The organism is Clostridium sp. Marseille-Q7071 (genome assembly GCF_965112025.1).
Genome location: NZ_CBCOPR010000001.1, coordinates 746536 through 763238, shown reverse-complemented (window position 1 = coordinate 763238; position 16703 = coordinate 746536). Strand labels below are relative to the sequence as shown.

16 protein-coding genes are annotated in these 16703 nt (G+C 27.6%); 8 read left to right on the top strand and 8 right to left on the bottom strand.

What is annotated here, in order from left to right:
• Positions 1–146: 146 nt before the first annotated feature.
• Entirely contained in the window at positions 147–716 is a 570-nt protein-coding gene (locus tag ACWPW7_RS03560) for a flavin reductase family protein (protein ID WP_454052392.1), read from the top strand.
• 412 nt (positions 717–1128) lie between these two features.
• Here the strand turns inward: ACWPW7_RS03560 and ACWPW7_RS03555 are convergent, their stop codons facing one another.
• Entirely contained in the window at positions 1129–1692 is a 564-nt protein-coding gene (locus tag ACWPW7_RS03555) for a DJ-1/PfpI family protein (RefSeq protein ID WP_454052391.1), read from the bottom strand.
• Between the two features lie 107 nt (positions 1693–1799).
• A complete protein-coding gene (locus ACWPW7_RS03550; protein WP_454052390.1) occupies positions 1800–2723 on the bottom strand; it encodes a helix-turn-helix transcriptional regulator in 924 nt (307 codons plus the stop codon).
• 322 nt (positions 2724–3045) lie between these two features.
• Between ACWPW7_RS03550 and ACWPW7_RS03545 the strand changes: the two genes are divergently transcribed.
• Both ACWPW7_RS03545 and ACWPW7_RS03540 read left to right on the top strand, forming a co-directional pair.
• On the top strand, positions 3046–3753 hold the full coding sequence (locus ACWPW7_RS03545) for a hypothetical protein (protein WP_454052389.1): 708 nt from the start codon (positions 3046–3048) through the stop codon (positions 3751–3753).
• 169 nt (positions 3754–3922) lie between these two features.
• Complete coding sequence (locus ACWPW7_RS03540) at positions 3923–4543, top strand: hypothetical protein (RefSeq protein ID WP_454052388.1); 621 nt, start codon at positions 3923–3925, stop codon at positions 4541–4543.
• Positions 4544–4743: 200 nt separating this feature from the next.
• Here ACWPW7_RS03540 and ACWPW7_RS03535 read toward each other — a convergent pair whose 3' ends face one another.
• From ACWPW7_RS03535 to ACWPW7_RS03525, 3 genes are all read right to left on the bottom strand, one after another.
• Positions 4744–6636 (bottom strand): ABC transporter ATP-binding protein, encoded by a 1893-nt coding sequence (locus tag ACWPW7_RS03535; protein WP_454052387.1) that lies wholly within the window; start codon positions 6634–6636, stop codon positions 4744–4746.
• On the bottom strand, positions 6633–8357 hold the full coding sequence (locus ACWPW7_RS03530; protein ID WP_454052386.1) for an ABC transporter ATP-binding protein: 1725 nt from the start codon (positions 8355–8357) through the stop codon (positions 6633–6635). The genes ACWPW7_RS03535 and ACWPW7_RS03530 overlap by 4 nt, the downstream gene beginning before the upstream one ends.
• A 123-nt stretch (positions 8358–8480) precedes the next feature.
• Positions 8481–8933: a MarR family winged helix-turn-helix transcriptional regulator gene (locus ACWPW7_RS03525; RefSeq protein WP_454052385.1), complete on the bottom strand. Its 453-nt coding sequence runs from the start codon at positions 8931–8933 to the stop codon at positions 8481–8483.
• Between the two features lie 414 nt (positions 8934–9347).
• On the opposite strand from ACWPW7_RS03525, the gene ACWPW7_RS03520 reads away from it, so the two are divergent.
• From ACWPW7_RS03520 to ACWPW7_RS03500, 5 genes are all read left to right on the top strand, one after another.
• The gene (locus ACWPW7_RS03520) at positions 9348–9470 is read left to right on the top strand and encodes a hypothetical protein (protein ID WP_454052384.1); all 123 of its coding nucleotides are present in this window, start codon (positions 9348–9350) and stop codon (positions 9468–9470) included.
• 282 nt (positions 9471–9752) lie between these two features.
• Positions 9753–10469 carry an EcsC family protein gene (locus tag ACWPW7_RS03515; protein ID WP_454052383.1) on the top strand — a complete coding sequence of 239 codons (717 nt, stop codon included), beginning with the start codon at positions 9753–9755 and terminating at the stop codon, positions 10467–10469.
• Between the two features lie 174 nt (positions 10470–10643).
• On the top strand, positions 10644–11243 hold the full coding sequence (locus ACWPW7_RS03510; protein ID WP_454052382.1) for a hypothetical protein: 600 nt from the start codon (positions 10644–10646) through the stop codon (positions 11241–11243).
• Between the two features lie 300 nt (positions 11244–11543).
• Positions 11544–12554: a 3-oxoacyl-ACP synthase III family protein gene (locus ACWPW7_RS03505; RefSeq protein ID WP_454052381.1), complete on the top strand. Its 1011-nt coding sequence runs from the start codon at positions 11544–11546 to the stop codon at positions 12552–12554.
• A 175-nt stretch (positions 12555–12729) separates the two neighbouring features.
• A complete protein-coding gene (locus ACWPW7_RS03500) occupies positions 12730–13080 on the top strand; it encodes a hypothetical protein (protein ID WP_291562513.1) in 351 nt (116 codons plus the stop codon).
• Between the two features lie 151 nt (positions 13081–13231).
• On the opposite strand, the gene ACWPW7_RS03495 is transcribed toward ACWPW7_RS03500, so the two are convergent.
• From ACWPW7_RS03495 to speD, 3 genes are all read right to left on the bottom strand, one after another.
• Positions 13232–14692 carry an aminotransferase-like domain-containing protein gene (locus ACWPW7_RS03495; RefSeq protein WP_454052380.1) on the bottom strand — a complete coding sequence of 487 codons (1461 nt, stop codon included), beginning with the start codon at positions 14690–14692 and terminating at the stop codon, positions 13232–13234.
• 13 nt (positions 14693–14705) lie between these two features.
• Positions 14706–15599 (bottom strand): D-alanine--D-alanine ligase, encoded by an 894-nt coding sequence (locus tag ACWPW7_RS03490; RefSeq protein WP_454052379.1) that lies wholly within the window; start codon positions 15597–15599, stop codon positions 14706–14708.
• A gap of 673 nt (positions 15600–16272) precedes the next feature.
• On the bottom strand, positions 16273–16683 hold the full coding sequence (gene speD, locus ACWPW7_RS03485; protein WP_454052378.1) for an adenosylmethionine decarboxylase: 411 nt from the start codon (positions 16681–16683) through the stop codon (positions 16273–16275).
• Between the last annotated feature and the right edge of the window lie 20 nt (positions 16684–16703).

The window sequence follows — 16703 nt, the reverse complement described above, 5'->3', positions numbered from 1 at the left end:
TAAATTTATAAGCAATATACTTATTCTATTTTAACTGTGATGATTATCACAGAATATTAAATGAATTGCTATATAATTAACTATAAACTAACTTACCTAATGATCTCAAAATATTATATTAATTTATTTAATAGGAGAATAATGATATGGAAAAGCAAAGAGTAAACTATAAAAAACTCTATTATGGATTTCCTGTTTTTTTCGTAAGCTTTTATGATGAAGATGGCGTTCCTAATGTAACCACACTTTCATCATCCTATACTTTAAGAGATATGATTTGTCTAGGTTTTGGCAGTAAGGGATATGCTATAAACCAAATAAAAAAAGTCAAAGATTTTGTTATAAACATACCAGATAGAAGCTTGATGAAAGAAATAGATTTCTGTGGATATTCCTCAGGACATAATTGCAAAAAATTTGGTTTTGTAAACTTAACCCCAATAAAATCAGATATTATAAATGCACCTATGATTGAAGAATGTCCAATATCTATTGAGTGTACATTAACAGATGTAATAGAAAAGGATTATTATTATGGCATTACCAATATATTAGCTCAGATTAAAGGTAGATGTGTTTCATCAGAGCTTTTAAATGAAGAAGGATATTTAGATTATAAAAAGCTAGATCCAGTTCTTTATGTTGGTGATGATAGTGAGCGTGTCTACAAATATATTGATAAAAAACATATAGATAGTTCAAAATCTTTTATTTAGTTTAAAAATATATTCATATTTATAAAACATGTCTTTGATAAAGATATTAAGAGAGCTAATATAGAGTTTGATAATAAAAATTTAACTTATACATGATTTTAATTTCCATAATAAAATTTTTATCATGAATGAAAAATTAAGAATGAAAAATGAAGAATTATGGTTAAAACTCCACCATTAAAGTCTTCGGAGTTTTTTAGAATAATTTTATTTTAAGAAATTCACACTTAGTGAATTTCATCCTAAATTCTTCACTCTTAATTATTAATCCTTAATTTCTAAAGATTTAAGTTATCTTTATAGAAAATTCATTTTCTATACTATATTTTAGATTTTCAAATTGTATCCCTATAGCTCTCTTATATAATGTTCCTAAAGGAATATTATAATAAATTATTATTGTTAATTTTATTTATTTGATATTTTTCAACCATCTGTATGCAGTTAACATGTCATCATCATTATCATAAATGTTCATCTTTTTAGCTATCTCAAAAGCAAACTCCATAAATGCTTGTCCAGTTGAAGTTATGATGTTTTCATCAGTTACAACATCTTCATTTACTACATGTGATTTATCAAATAAATATGAAAACTCAGAGTCAAGTTGTATTCCTTCTCCATCTCCAGTACATTTTTTATTATCAAGGATGCCATAATTAGCCATTAGAAAAACTCCACCACAAATACCAGCAATAACTTTTTTACTATTATTTAATTTTGTGATGAAATCTCTAAGTATTGAATTATTATAAAGATTATCATTACCAGCTCCACCAGGAATTATAAAAACATCTATATCATCTAGATTAAGCTCTGATATTGTTTTATCCGGTAAAAATCTTTGTTTCTCTCCACTTATATATGACCTATTTTCTAAAGCAGCTGAAAAAACGTTTTTCTCATCAAACAGTGATGCTGCAAACATAATTTCATAACCAAGGAACCCGTCATAATAAAAAATACATACGTTCATATAATCATCTCCTATTTAATTATTTACTTTACAATATTTGAGATATTTAAGCTATTATTTTCTTTTATGTGCTTTAATTATAAAATATAATGACTGACACCTATATGTCAGTCATTATATTTCTCTAATAATTCTTTTAGATATTCTTTAGTTTCCTCTTTTAGATATTTAGGCTCTATCACTTCACATTCTTTACCAAAGCCCAAAATAAACTTTATTAATCCCTCTTCATATGGGAAAAAATCCTCAACAATAAACTCTCCATCTTCTAAAATTTTAATTCTATCTTTAGAAAAATATTCTTTTAATTGTTCTCCAATTTTACAAGTAAATTTTAGCTTAACTTTAATACTTTTATTACTATATCCTTCATCAAATATTTTTTCTATTTCTTCTTTAGAAATATCTTTTTTTATGAAATTTCTACCTAGTTTAAGATTTCTTATTCTAACTAATTTAAACATTCTATAAGAATTTTTTATTCTGCAAAAAGCTATTAAATACCATGAACCTTGATCGAACTTTATTTGAATAGGTTCAGCTATTCTTTCATAATATTCCATCCTTCTATTTATATAATAAAATTCTAATAATCTACTCTCTTCAATTGCTTTATTAATTAAAAATAAATATTCTTTAAGTTCATCCTCCATACTAAAATGAGACATATTTATACTTAATTTATCATACTCAAATATTTCTTTTTTATATACATTTTCAAATTTTAAAATAATATTATTAAATTGCTCGTTATTCCCAAACAAAAATTTTAAATTATTCATTATTGATATTAATGGTTGAACTTCTTTTTTATTTAGAAAGAGATTATCTAAATTATAATTTTCCATTATATAAAAGCCGCCATTTTTTCCACCAATAGAAGCTATAGGAACACCTGCTTCACTTATTTTTTCTATATCTCTATATATAGTTCTTATAGATACTTCAAAGTGCTCTGCAAGTTCCTTTCCTGTAACCATACCCTTATTAGAAATTATTAATAAAATTGATAATAATCTATCTACCCTCATAATTTGCACTCCACGTTTTTAACGTTTTTACCCTTTCTTAATCTTCACTTTCTTATAATTTAATCTCTAAGCATATAAGTGAAAAATTTAATGACTATTACTAAATTAATTTAAGTGAGGTTTATCTACCTATTTTTCTTCTTATCACCAAAAAAATGTGTTCATCAACATTATTTTACATATTTTTAAATTACAATAAAAAAACTACTTAAATGTAAAATATTTTATTTATTTTCCAATAATTATACTATACATCCATTGAGAACGCTATTAATACAATGCTATAGTATAGCTATAACATATACTACGGGGGGATATAAAAATGAAAATGAAAAAAATTCTATTGTCATTTTCTCTAATTATGATTCTTTGTTTATTCTTAGGGGTTAATACTCAAGCAGCAGAAGCAAAATCCATAACAAATAAACCAAAAGACATAAAGTCTATAAAAGTAGATAAGACTGCTAATGCTAGAAATGGTAAAGGTTTAAAAGATATAACATTAGAGGAGTTTTTTAAGAAAGTTAATAATAAAAAAGAAGAAGAGTTGATAAAAAAAATAGTAGTAGGTTCAGAACCAGAAAGTATACTAATTTTAAAAGAAAAAGACGTAGAAGTATATACTTTAATGGTGTGTAAAAATGTAGGCACACCAGATATGTTTAGCAATATAAATATATTTTTTAAGTATGACTTCACAGAAGATAATTCTAACAAATCACTAATATTAGGAAATTATTTTGAATTATTAGATTCATTAGATGAAACTAATTCAAAAGTCTTATTTAAAAATGTAGTTGATTATATTGATAATAGAGAACTAAGTTCTCAAATAGTACCTTATTCTATAAATTGTTATAATGTAATATCTAATAGTGCAAATGCTCTTGTAGTGGATAGAACTTTAAAAAATAATAAAGAATACTATTCCGAATCTCAAATAACAACAGATAATAATGGTTATATTGGAGTAAATCTTCATACAACAATGGGAAAAATAGAATATTATATAATAGCAATGAAGTTTTAATTGTTAAATAATAACGCAATATATAAGTTTAAGAATTTTATAAAAAAGCTGTGAACATTTTGTCTTTGTTCACAGCTTATACACTGTCAAATTTCACATATCATATGATAATGGTCTTAATGCAATGCTACAGTATAGCTATAACATATACTACGGGGGGGATATAAAAATGAAAATGAAAAAAATTCTATTGTCATTTTCTCTAATTATGATTCTTTGTTTATTCTTAGGGGTTAATACTCAAGCAGCAGAAGCAAAATCCATAACAAATAAACCAAAAGATATAAAGTCTATAAAAGTATATAAGACTGCTAATGCTAGAAATGATAAAGGTTTAAAAGATATAACATTAGAGGAGTTTTTTAAAAAAGTTAATAATAAAAAAGAAGAAGAATTGATAAAAAAAATAGTAGTAGGTTCAGAACCAGATAGTATGCTAATTTTTAAAGAAAAAGAATCATATGTTTTAATAGTGCATAAAAATGCAGAGCCATCAGATATATTTGACAATGCAAGTATTACTTTTGATTATGACTTCACGGAAGGCAATTCCAATAAATCACTAACATTAGGAAATTATTTTGAATTATTATATTCACTAGATGAAACTAATTCAAAAGCCTTATTTAAAAATATAGTTGATTATATTGATAATAGGGAACTAAGTTCTCAAATAGTGCCTTATATTCATAATTGTGCTGATGTAATATATAATAATGCAAATGAGCTTGCAATGGATAGCCGTTTAAAAAATAGTATAGTAAAGAATACTATTCCAAATCTCAGATAACAACAGATAATAAGGGGTGTATTGGAGTAAATCTTCATACAATAAAAGGCAAAGTGGAATATTTTGTAATGATGGTTAAATTTTAATTGTTGCTAATAACAAAGTATATAGATTTAAAATTTCATAAAAAAGCTGTGAACATTTTATCTTTGTTCACAGCTTTTTTATTAAGTTTCATATATATTAAATTTATATTTTATTTACATAGCTTGTTCTTCTAAATTTCCACTGGTAAATTGGCTATTATAAAGATCTGCATAGAATCCGCCTTCTAAGAGAAGTTCATTATGATTACCTTTTTCAATTACACTACCATTGTTCATAACAAGTATTAAGTCTGCATCACGGATTGTTGATAATCTATGTGCTATAACAAAACTTGTTCTTCCCTTCATAAGTTCTGTCATTGCTTTTTGTATATAAGACTCTGTTCTTGTATCTACACTACTTGTTGCCTCATCTAAAATTAGTATTGCAGGGTCAGCAAGTATGGCACGCGCAATTGTAAGTAATTGTTTTTGTCCTTGAGAAATATTAGAAGCCTCTTCATTTAGTATTGTATCATATCCATCTGGAAGAGTTCGAATAAAGTGGTCAGCATGAGCTGCCTTTGCCGCCTTAATAATCTCTTCATCAGTAGCTCCACTACGTCCGTAACCTATGTTTTCTCTTATAGTACCATTAAATAACCATGTATCTTGAAGTACCATTCCAAACATGCTGCGTAAATCTCCACGATTTAAATCTTGAATATTAACACCGTCTACAGTAATTCTACCATCATTTATCTCATAAAAACGCATTAATAAATTAACAAGTGTAGTTTTTCCTGCACCAGTTGGACCTACAATAGCAATAGTTTGACCTTGTTTAACATCAATATTCATATCTTCAATAAGAGTAGCATCCTCCTTATATCCAAATTTAACGTGTTCAAACTTAACTTCACCTTTAGGAGATTCTATAACCTTATTGTATTCACTATCTTTAATCTCTTCAACTTCATCAAGAAGTTCAAAAACACGTTCAGCAGATGCAACAGTTGATTGAAGAATATTTGCTATATTTGCTGTTTGAACTATTGGTTGAGTAAATTGTTTTGAATATTGAATAAAAGCTTGTATATCACCAATCTTAATTCTCTCCTTAGTAACAAAAATACCACCTACAACACATATAAGTACATATCCTAAATTACTAATGAAAGTCATTAATGGCATGATAATACCAGAAATAAATTGAGCTTTCCAACCTGCATTATATAATTTTTCATTAATTTCATCAAATTCATTTATTGACTTTTCTTCATGTCCAAATGCCTTAATAATTTTGTGGCCAGTATACATCTCCTCAACATGACCATTTAGCTCACCAAGTGACTTTTGTTGCTGAGCAAAATGTTTTTGTGATTTTGATGCCACAACTTTTGTTACAAATATATATAATGGCAAAGTTACAATACAAATAAGTGTCAATACTGGACTTATAGTAAGCATCATAACAATAATACCTATAAGTGTAAGCATGGATGTTATAAGTTGTGTAATGCTCTGCTGTAATGTACTACTAATATTATCAACGTCATTGGTCACACGGCTCAATATTTCCCCATGGGTATGAGAATCAAAAAATTTAAGTGGTAGACGTGAAAGTTTATTATTAATATCATTACGCATATTATAAACTGTCTTCTGTGCAACACCAGCCATAATTAATTGCTGAACATAGTTAAAAGCTGCACTAATTATATAAAATGCTATTAAAATAAGAATTATATGTCCTATATAATCAAAGTCAACACTAGGCACAGGTTGATTCATCTTTATAGCCGTAAACTTAGCCATAAGACCTTCAAATAGAGTTGTTGTAGCTTTTCCCATTATTTTAGGTGTTACAATACTAAAAACCGTACTTAGAATAGCCATTAAAAATACTGCACAAATTTGCAGTTTATGAGGTGCTAAATATCCTATTAATCTTTTTAGTGTTCCTTTAAAATCCTTTGCTTTTTCTACAGCCATACCCATACGAGGTCCACCATGACCTACTTTTGCTCCATTGTTTGGTTTACGCTCTATACGTTTTTCGCTCATGCTAATTCCTCCTCTGACAGCTGTGAAGATACAATTTCACGATATACATCACAATTATTTAAAAGTTCTTTATGATTTCCTATTCCTGCAATTTGTCCGTCATCTAAAACTATAATTCTATCTGCATCCATAACTGTACTTACTCTTTGTGCAACTATAATCACTGTTGATTTCCCTGTTTCCTTTTTAAGTGCTGCACGTAATTTTGCATCTGTCTTAAAATCTAAAGCAGAAAAACTATCATCAAAAACATATATCTCCGGTCTTCTCACCAATGCACGAGCTATTGAAAGACGTTGCTTTTGTCCTCCTGAAACATTAGTTCCACCTTGAGATATAACAGATTCAAATCCATCTTGCATATTAGAAATGAAATCTGAAGCCTGAGCAGTTTCTGCTGCCTGTTTAACTTCTTCATCAGAAGCATTTTCCTTACCATATCTTATATTGTCAGCTATTGTACCAGTAAATAAGACAGCCTTTTGAGGTACAAAACCTACCTTCAGCCTAAGATCTTCTTGAGTCATTTCCCTAATATCTATATCATTAACTAAGATACTACCACCACTAATATCATAAAAACGTGGTATAAGGCTTATAAGTGTAGATTTACCAGAACCGGTTCCCCCTATAATTGCAGTAGTTTCACCAGGCTTTGCACTAAAAGAAATATTACTTAACGCTGGTTTCTCTGCACCAGGATAATTAAAAGTAACATCTTTAAACTCAATATAGCCTTTTTTATTAGAACTTTTAGTATTATCGCCATCATTTATTTCCGAAACAGTATCAAGCACTTCATTAATTCTCACCGCTGAAGCTGATGCACGAGGAATTAATATAAACATCATAGAAACCATAATTAACGAGAACATTATTTGCATTACATATTGAATAAATGCCATTAGATCTCCAACTTGCATACTTCCATTATCAATACGAATACCTCCAAACCAAACAACTGCAATTGTTGTAAAGTTAAGTACTACCATCATTATTGGCATTAATGCAGCCATTATTTTATTAACCTTTATAGCTGTATTGGTAAGATCTAAATTGGCTTTATCAAAACGCTTTTTTTCATGATCAATCCTATTAAATGCACGTATTACTCTAATTCCTGTAAGATTTTCACGTAATACAAGGTTTAATTTATCAATCTTTAATTGCATCATCTTAAATAATGGCATACCTTTTTTTCCAATAATACCTATGGCGATAGCCAGTATAGGCATTACAACAATAATGACTAGTGATAACTTTGCATCTTTCGATACTGCCATTATAATACCACCAATACACATCATTGGAGCACTAATCATCATACGAAGCATCATTACTAATACTTGTTGAATTTGTGTAATGTCATTTGTAGTTCTTGTAATAAGAGAAGATGCTCCTATTTTATCGAATTCTTGTAATGAATAGCTTTCAACTCTTGAAAAAACATTTTTACGAAGATCTTTACTAAATCCTGTTGCAACTTTTGAGGATAAAAAGCTGGCTAAAATTGTACAAATAGTACCTCCTGCTGCTACAAGAAGCATAAATCCACCAATTTTCAAAATATAGTTTGTATCTCCATTCACTATCCCAGTATCAACTATATTTGACATTAAAGTTGGTAAATATAGTTCAGAAAGGGATTGAAAAAATACAAGTATTAAAATAACAGCTATAGAAGCTGCATATGGTTTTAAAAACTTAAACAACTTAATCATTAATAATCATCTCCAGTCAGTTAAAGCTATTAAACTTTTCATGTAAAATTAAGTTAATAAATATCTTTAATAAAAAACTTATTGACTTTAGGCATCTGAAATAAAATTCTATTTAGTTTAATATTACATATCTACCTTTTTGTCACATACCTTTAAAAGATTATCACGCATTTGCATCAATAACCTACGAAGTAAAACTTGCTCTTCCATTGTAAAATTACTAAAACATTCCGATTCTATATCTTTTACAATTTCATTCATCTCTTTACAAATTTCTCTACCATATTCAGTTAGGTATACTCTTGATATCCGTTGGTCTTCAGGATCTTGGCGCCTCTCTACAAGTTTTGACTTTTCCATTCTATTTAACATTACCGTAATAGTAGCAGGCTTTATTTCAAGCTTACTAGCTAGTTCTTTTTGGCTTTGCCCATCTTTCATATATAAAACATGCAACATAGGTGGTTGCCCAGGATAAAGACCTATTTTATCAAGTTGCGTATGAGTGCGGTAGTAATGCAATCTTATCACTTGGTAAAAAACATGATATAGTGAATCAGATTCATGAAAATTCATTTATTTCCTCCTAACTATTTAGCTGGCTAAGTATTTTTTAATATTATCATTAAGTTATTTTCTAGTCAATAATTTTGTACAAATTTATATAAAAAATTTTAACTTTCTTATTTAACAATTTTGTTTCAGATGACTTACTGCTACACATTTACTAAGTAGCTCCACTTTTCATATAGAATTTATATAAAAATATGTGAACTTAAATATAAGTTTTTTATATTTTTTATTGAAAACTGACTGAAGAATTATTATTAGTCTACTAATAATATTTATAATTGTTTTTATATTATTAATCATTGAGAATTATACCCTAAATTGTGATAAAATTCACATTTATTTATGCTTTTGAAATATTAAATTTACACAGAATTGATCTTGAAGCGTATTCATATAATGAAATAGATGTAAATACATATGAACGGGTTGGATTTAAAAGAGAATGAATTCAAAGAGAAGCTATTTTATAACCATAAATACCATGATGCTATCTTAATGAGCATTTTAGAAGATGAATATAGAGAAAAATATAATAAATAACTGTATAGCGTATTCCTTTCTAGATATTATAAAATATATATTTAGAAAGGAGTTTTTTATCCACATTTTAAAAATATAAATCTAATAATATCCACATTATTAACATTTATTTATGTAAGTTAAAATTTATCTATGATTAAAAAACTATTTACTTTGTACTTTAATTGATTTATATATGATATTAAGACTCAATAAGATTTAAAATAAAGAATTATAATGAATATTTAAACTTATATGCTTAACAATAATATTAAAAATATAATATTAAAATAAGGTGATGTTATGAATGATTATTACTTAAATGCAGCCAAAGAATTAGAGAATTGGAAATCAAAAATGCGAAAAAAGCCTTCTATAATTAGCAAAGCATCAAAAGGTCTACAAAATAAATTTAATAATGTAATTCCAGAAAAATATCATAAAATGTTAACATCCGCAATAAAAAATATGATTAAATTTGTACTTTTAGGTTCAGAAATTGCTACCAAGCCTCCTTATGGGATTTTAGATCTTGAAGAAAAAGAAAGATTGGTCAAGGAAAAAATTTCAACATATAAACGAACTGCTATGATAGAAGGCGCTGGTACAGGTGCTGGTGGATTTGTGATGAGTCTTGCTGACTTTCCATTACTTCTTAGTATAAAAATAAAATTTTTATATGATGTTGCTTCAATTTATGGATTTGATGTTCGTGATTATAAAGAAAGGGTATATATACTTCATATATTTGAGCTTGCATTTTCTAGCCAAGAAAATATAAATGAAATATTTTTCAAAATGGAAAGATGGGAAGAGTACTCTAGTTCATTACCTAACGATATGGATTACTTTGATTGGGGAAAATTTCAACAGGAATATAGAGACTATATTGATATTGCTAAACTTATGCAAATGTTACCAGCTATTGGAGCTTTAGTTGGTGCTTATGTTAATTCAAAATTATTAGATAAACTTGGTGAAACAGCAATTAATTCATATAGAATGAGATTATTTAAATAACTATAATTTGCATTCCATCTTTTAGATGTTTTTTATAAAGAGGTTAAAGAGAAAATAACTAGTTATTAATACTAACTAGTTATTTTTTAATCACTAATTAATTGCTTACTAAAATATGTCATTATACGTTTTAAATCATATTATATAACATTATCAAGTTTATGGAGGCTCTATATGCGTAAATTCTGTAGATGCTATAACTGTAATGCTTTTGAAGGTGAAATACCTCCTTGCGCTCAATTCTTAAATAACTCTAATCCTTTAATAAAAGATGGTAAATTATTATATCGTAATTTTAATAGAATATACTGTTTTTTAAGTGTAAACCCTTCAAATAATAATAATAACAATAATATGATAACAATTTCTTCTAATCTCCAGATAAGTATTTCAAATTTTATAATAGGTCTTTATATAAGCCAAATTCAGAATGACATTATTGAATACGATAATAATTCTATAATTCATAATAATAAAGTAGCTAATGATTTTATTCATAAAGCTCTAAGTAATAACATATCCATTGATGATGAACTCAATGCTTCTATAGCTTTTTTTATAACAAACACCAATGCTATTCTACCCTTATATACGGCTACAATAAATATAACCCCATTAAATTTATATATTCTTATAACTCTACATCTTCTTGAAAATAATCCTGCTCTCTTCTTTGGTAATAATGATTATGCCTTAGAAGATGAAATAAATTTTTATTTATCTTCTTTATCACTAAAATTTCCTTTTTTTAAATTTAAAGATTGGGGTAACTAATATATTAAACCTTGTAGAGTATCCTATAAGGTTTTCTTTATAATATTAAATTTAATCTTTAAATGATTTAAAATAATATGAATATTTTTGAAAATTTAAATACATAATATTTCCCAAATATATAATATTGATAAATATAGTCGATAATTGTTGTAAAATTATATAATTTAAGGTAATTTTTAAAAGGAATGTAAAATAACTTGTAGAATAAATATATAAAATATAATAATGCGTAATATTTATATTTTATACATTATTACTACATTTTTAAGTTTTTTACAACAGTTGGGAGGTAATTAAATGTTAAAAGAAATCGTGCCTTCTGGAATTTTAGGAATAGGCGCATATATTCCAGAAGAAATTAGGAAAAATGACTTTTGGGAAAATATTGAAATAGCAAATTTACCTGAAGGTAGAAAAAGCCCCTTTGAAAGAATAGATGAAAGAAGAGTATTTCCAGCTAATATGCTGCCTTCAGACGCAGAAGTTAAAGCAGCAGAAGTAGCTATTAAAGATGCTGGTATTTCAAAGGACGATATTGATCTTGTCATGGTTCATTCTATGCTTCAAGATGAAATAATTCCTAGTAATGCAAGTTTAGTTCAATATAAATTAGGTTTAAAAAATGCAGGTGCTTGGCATATTGATACTTGCTGTTCAAGTTTTGTTACAATGGTTACCACTGCATCTAATTTAATAGCAATGGGCGAATTTAAAAATATCTTAATCGTAACTTCTGTATTTCATTCAAGAATTCTCGATTACTCAGATTATTTAAGCCTATATGCAGGAGATGGAGCTGGTGCTATAGTTATGGGACAAGTTCCTGAAGGAAGAGGATATGTTGCATCTTGCTGCAATTCTGATGGTTATTATCATGATGCATTTACACTCGCTGAAAGAATGCCTTTAAATCAGAAAAGAAGAAGATTCTTTGAACCATCTCCATTAAGACCATTCTTTACAACTAATCCTATTAAAACAAATGGGGTGGGAAAGAACTCTGTTGATATAATGCAAGAAATTCTTGAAAAAACACTTAAAAAAGCTAATATGACTTCAGAAGATATTGATATGTTTTTCTCTCATCAACCAGCTGATTGGGCTCATAATGCATGGAGAGATTCAATTAATATTCCTAAAGAACGTTCGTATCAAACCTTCCGTAAATATGGAAATCTTGCTTCATCTTCAATACCAGTAACTCTTTATGAGGCTAAAGAAAAAGGGTTACTTAAAGAAGGTCAAACCCTTTTAATTACATCTTCAGGTGCAGGCGAAAATCACATTGCTGCAATAATAAAATTATAATAATTTTAGAAGATGAAAAAAATTATATAAAGTTGCTGTTATTTTAAATAGTGAGGTTTTTAATATTAATTTATCAAAACCATTTAATTAATCAGGTAATATTTTTAAAAATGTTAAAGAGGCTAAAAATTATCTGAATAGTTAATAATTTTTATTCATACGAGGGGGATTTTAGATGTACAAAATAAGATATGATAAATTAAAAAACTGTATTTATGTTGTGGTTGAGGGAAACATGAAAATGGAGGAAGCTAATAATTATGTAGTAGACTTCAAAAAAGCTGTAGATAGCACAGGTCCAAATTTTAAAATTTGTACTGATTTATCAAAGACTACAGCGGTTCTTCCTGAAATCAATGATAAACTTAACGAAAGCAAAGCCTATGCAAAAGCGAAAGGATATAAAAAAGCTGCATTTATAATGAGTTCTGCTGTATTGAAAATGCAAGTAAAGAGAGCATTTGAAGAAGATCAAGAAAGCCTTTTTGATAATATAAATGATGCTGAAAAATTTTTAAATAGTTAATCTTACATATACTAAGGTTAATAATTCTTTTATATTTAAATATCTTTTAAAAATAACTAGCCAATTATGATAACATACTTGACTAGTTATTTCATTTCAAAGTATTTATTATAATTAGCTCTAAACTTTGATTAAACATTACTAAGTTACCTCAATTTTTAGTTTCCTCACTTAACTCTTTAACTACGTCACCAATAATTTTTATTCCTTTCTTTATATCCTCTTCATTAACTCTTGAAAAGCCCAGTCTCATAGTATCTGTACCGCTATCATCAGTATAAAATATATCTCCTGGTGTAAATACCACTCCTTTTTTATAACACTCCTCAAGTACAACTCTTGAACTAAGTCCGTTAAGAAGTTTTATAAATATATGGAGTCCTCCCTGTCCCATTATATATTCATTAGGAATGTATCTTTTTACTTGTTCTAAGGTAAATTCATACTTATATCCATAGTATTTTCTAATTTTCTTTACATATCTATTAAAAGCCCCACTTTTCATATAATGATAAAATGCCCCTTGATCAAGAAATGAAGAATGAATAGTTCTAGCTCTTTTAACACTCTCTAATGTATCTATCAATTTAGCATCCCCAAAAATCCAGCCTAACCTTAATCCGGGAAAAAGTATTTTAGAAAAACTTCCAATATAAATAACTCCACTACCTTTTGTACAAAGTGATGTTATTGATGGAAGATGAGAACCAGAATATAATAATTCTTCGTTAAAACCATCCTCTATTATAGGTACCCCGTATTTTTGAAAAACCCTAAATACTTCCTGTCTTCTCTCACCACTCATAACAACACCAGTAGGATTATGATATGAAGGAACAATATATGATAATTTTACAGAATTACTTTGCAAAGTATCTTCTAATATTCTAGTATCAATTCCATCAAAAGTCACAGGTATTCCAATTACATTTAGTCCGTGAGCCTTCATAATCTTTAAAGCGGTATTATGAGTGGGATTTTCACAAATAATCATATCTCCTGGCACTGTTAAAGAACTCAGTGCTATATCGAAACCCTCAGTAAATCCATTAGTTATTAATATTTCTTTTCCTTTTGTATTAACTCCCTTATCCTCCATATAATCCATAAGATACTCTATTAATGGTCTATATCCCTTAGCATAGCCATAATTTAATAGCTTATCTCCTTCTAAAGAAAATCCATTTAAAAAAGCCCTTTTAAACTCCTCTAAATCAAATAAATTCTCTTCTGGAGCAATACTTTTAAAAGAAATCATTCCTTTTTTCCAAGGTAGTTCAGTTTTAATTATGTCTAAATCTCTACAAGTGCTCCCATAATTATTAATCTTAGAATTCCAATCAATGTTGAACTCTCCACTTACTAACTTTGTTTCTATAGCTATAAAAGTTCCTTTGCCTTTTAAAGTTTCAACAATACCATTACTTTCTAAATTTTCATAAGCTGTAACTACTGAATTTCTACTTATATTTAGCATCTCACTGACTTCTCTTGTAGAAGGTAGTTTACTTCCCTTTTGAAGAAGTGCTTTTGCTATACTGTCTTTTATATGCTCTTCAATTTGTATATATATTGGTAGTTCATTATTGATTTTAAATGATGAAAAAATCAAAAATTTTCTCCTTTCACGCTAGCGAATATTCAATGATTTTATCTAATAACTCACTATATTTCATATTAGCGCCCTCTGCACTCTTTGGGAAAAGGGAATTCTTTGTCATTCCAGGTAAAGTATTTAATTCTAACACATATGGAACTCCCTCACTTACTATGATATCAATTCTCACATATGCTTTACAATTAAATATATGCCAACATTGCTTTGCTATTTGTTTCATTTTTTCCTCTAGTTCATAGGGTAATGATGCAATAATTTCTTCAGCGCCATCATCCTCATATTTTGAATTATAGTCAAAAAGTTCATTTCTAGCTTTAATAGCTATTATTGGCAATACCTCTCCATTTAACATTGGTATTGTATATTCATGCCCTCTTAAATATTTTTCAATTAATATCTCATTATCATATTGTAATACTTTTAAAATTCTATCTTTGAGTTCTTCTTTATTATATACTAAAAATGTTCCTATACTTGAACCTCCATTATTAGGCTTAACCACCATGGGATAACCAAAATCTTCTATAATATTCATTGGTAATCGATTTATATCATTAACTATAATACTTGATGGAACTACTATTCCTTCACTTTTTAATATTCTTTTAGTTTGGTTTTTATTCATACAAATAGCACTAGTAAGAACATTACAACCTGAATATGGCATGGATATACTCTCTAACGCTCCTTGTACTATTCCATCTTCTCCGAAAGCTCCATGCAAAGCTATAAATACAAAATCTACTCCTTTAACCTTTTCTATTATTTCCTCTTTTGAATTTATTACTATAGGTAAAACCTCATATTTGCTTTTATCAAGATTATTTAATATCTCTTTACCTGAAAGTATAGAAATCTTTCTTTCCGAAGAAATTCCTCCCATCATTACTCCTATCTTCATATCAATCACTCCATATAAAATTTCTTAGACATCTGCCTTACTTTAATTATATGAAATCAACATAAATCAGATAAGCACCACCTTATAAGAAAATTCCCTATAAGGTGGATTAAGAATATTATTTTATTGAAGTATTTAAATTCACAATTTTAATCAATTGAGAATTTTAAATGGATAATTATCAAATTTACAATTCACAATTATGGATATTTCTCAGCAAAAGCTGAAAAATTTAAAATTAATTAACTGTAGCGGAAAACAGTGTTCTCCATAAAACTCAAATCAGTTTCCATTACCCTATATTTAACATATAGTTAATATTTAAATAAATAATATTTAAAAATATTATCCTAATATCAAAATTAATAAATATACTATTATACCAAATCATATTCATATAATCATGGTGTCAGAATTAAGTGATATTAGATGAACAAAATAACTGGCGAACAATGTTCGCACCTACAAAAGAACTAGCAATTGTATTGCTAGTAAAAAAGTGAGTTAAAGAAATTAGTTTGGTTAAAATTAATTTCCACCATAATTGTGAATTGAAATACTCAAGAGTGTAGCTATATTCAGATATACATTAATTTTTAAGATAATTTATCTATATATAATAACTAGTCAGTATGTTATCATACTGACTAGTTATTTTTAAAATTTTCTTAATTTAAGGCTTAAACTTAATTTCTCCTAGATCTTCCTTAGCATTTTTGCGAATACGATCTACTATTCCTCTAGATACTTCTGTATAATCTACCTTTCCCGCCTTTAATTCTTTTTCTAAGTATTCAAATGCATTCCAAGGGTTAACTGTATCTCCACAAGTAAATAAGTCCACAGCTGCATATCCATATTCAGGCCATGTATGAATAGTTAAATGTGATTCTTGAATAATAACAGCTCCACTAACTCCCCAAGGATTAAACATATGAAATGTACTTGCCACCACTGTAGCTTTAGCTTCTTCTGCTGCCTGTAACATATATTCTTCAACCTTATCGTAACTATTTAGTATTTTTCTATCACAATTATAATATTCTACTAAAATATGTCTTCCGAGTTGTTCTAACCTAATCATAATCTCTCCTTTTAATATCA

Excerpts from the sequence above, each read along its gene's own strand:
- ACWPW7_RS03560 (WP_454052392.1), top strand. The coding sequence starts at position 147 with ATGGAAAAGCAAAGAGTAAACTATAAAAAACTCTATTATGGATTTCCT.
- ACWPW7_RS03555 (WP_454052391.1), bottom strand. The coding sequence starts at position 1,692 with ATGAACGTATGTATTTTTTATTATGACGGGTTCCTTGGTTATGAAATT.
- ACWPW7_RS03550 (WP_454052390.1), bottom strand. The coding sequence starts at position 2,723 with ATGAGGGTAGATAGATTATTATCAATTTTATTAATAATTTCTAATAAG.
- ACWPW7_RS03545 (WP_454052389.1), top strand. The coding sequence starts at position 3,046 with ATGAAAATGAAAAAAATTCTATTGTCATTTTCTCTAATTATGATTCTT.
- ACWPW7_RS03540 (WP_454052388.1), top strand. The coding sequence starts at position 3,923 with ATGAAAATGAAAAAAATTCTATTGTCATTTTCTCTAATTATGATTCTT.
- ACWPW7_RS03535 (WP_454052387.1), bottom strand. The coding sequence starts at position 6,636 with ATGAGCGAAAAACGTATAGAGCGTAAACCAAACAATGGAGCAAAAGTA.
- ACWPW7_RS03530 (WP_454052386.1), bottom strand. The coding sequence starts at position 8,357 with ATGATTAAGTTGTTTAAGTTTTTAAAACCATATGCAGCTTCTATAGCT.
- ACWPW7_RS03525 (WP_454052385.1), bottom strand. The coding sequence starts at position 8,933 with ATGAATTTTCATGAATCTGATTCACTATATCATGTTTTTTACCAAGTG.
- ACWPW7_RS03520 (WP_454052384.1), top strand. The coding sequence starts at position 9,348 with ATGAACGGGTTGGATTTAAAAGAGAATGAATTCAAAGAGAAGCTATTT.
- ACWPW7_RS03515 (WP_454052383.1), top strand. The coding sequence starts at position 9,753 with ATGAATGATTATTACTTAAATGCAGCCAAAGAATTAGAGAATTGGAAA.
- ACWPW7_RS03510 (WP_454052382.1), top strand. The coding sequence starts at position 10,644 with ATGCGTAAATTCTGTAGATGCTATAACTGTAATGCTTTTGAAGGTGAA.
- ACWPW7_RS03505 (WP_454052381.1), top strand. The coding sequence starts at position 11,544 with ATGTTAAAAGAAATCGTGCCTTCTGGAATTTTAGGAATAGGCGCATAT.
- ACWPW7_RS03500 (WP_291562513.1), top strand. The coding sequence starts at position 12,730 with ATGTACAAAATAAGATATGATAAATTAAAAAACTGTATTTATGTTGTG.
- ACWPW7_RS03490 (WP_454052379.1), bottom strand. The coding sequence starts at position 15,599 with ATGAAGATAGGAGTAATGATGGGAGGAATTTCTTCGGAAAGAAAGATT.
- speD (WP_454052378.1), bottom strand. The coding sequence starts at position 16,683 with ATGATTAGGTTAGAACAACTCGGAAGACATATTTTAGTAGAATATTAT.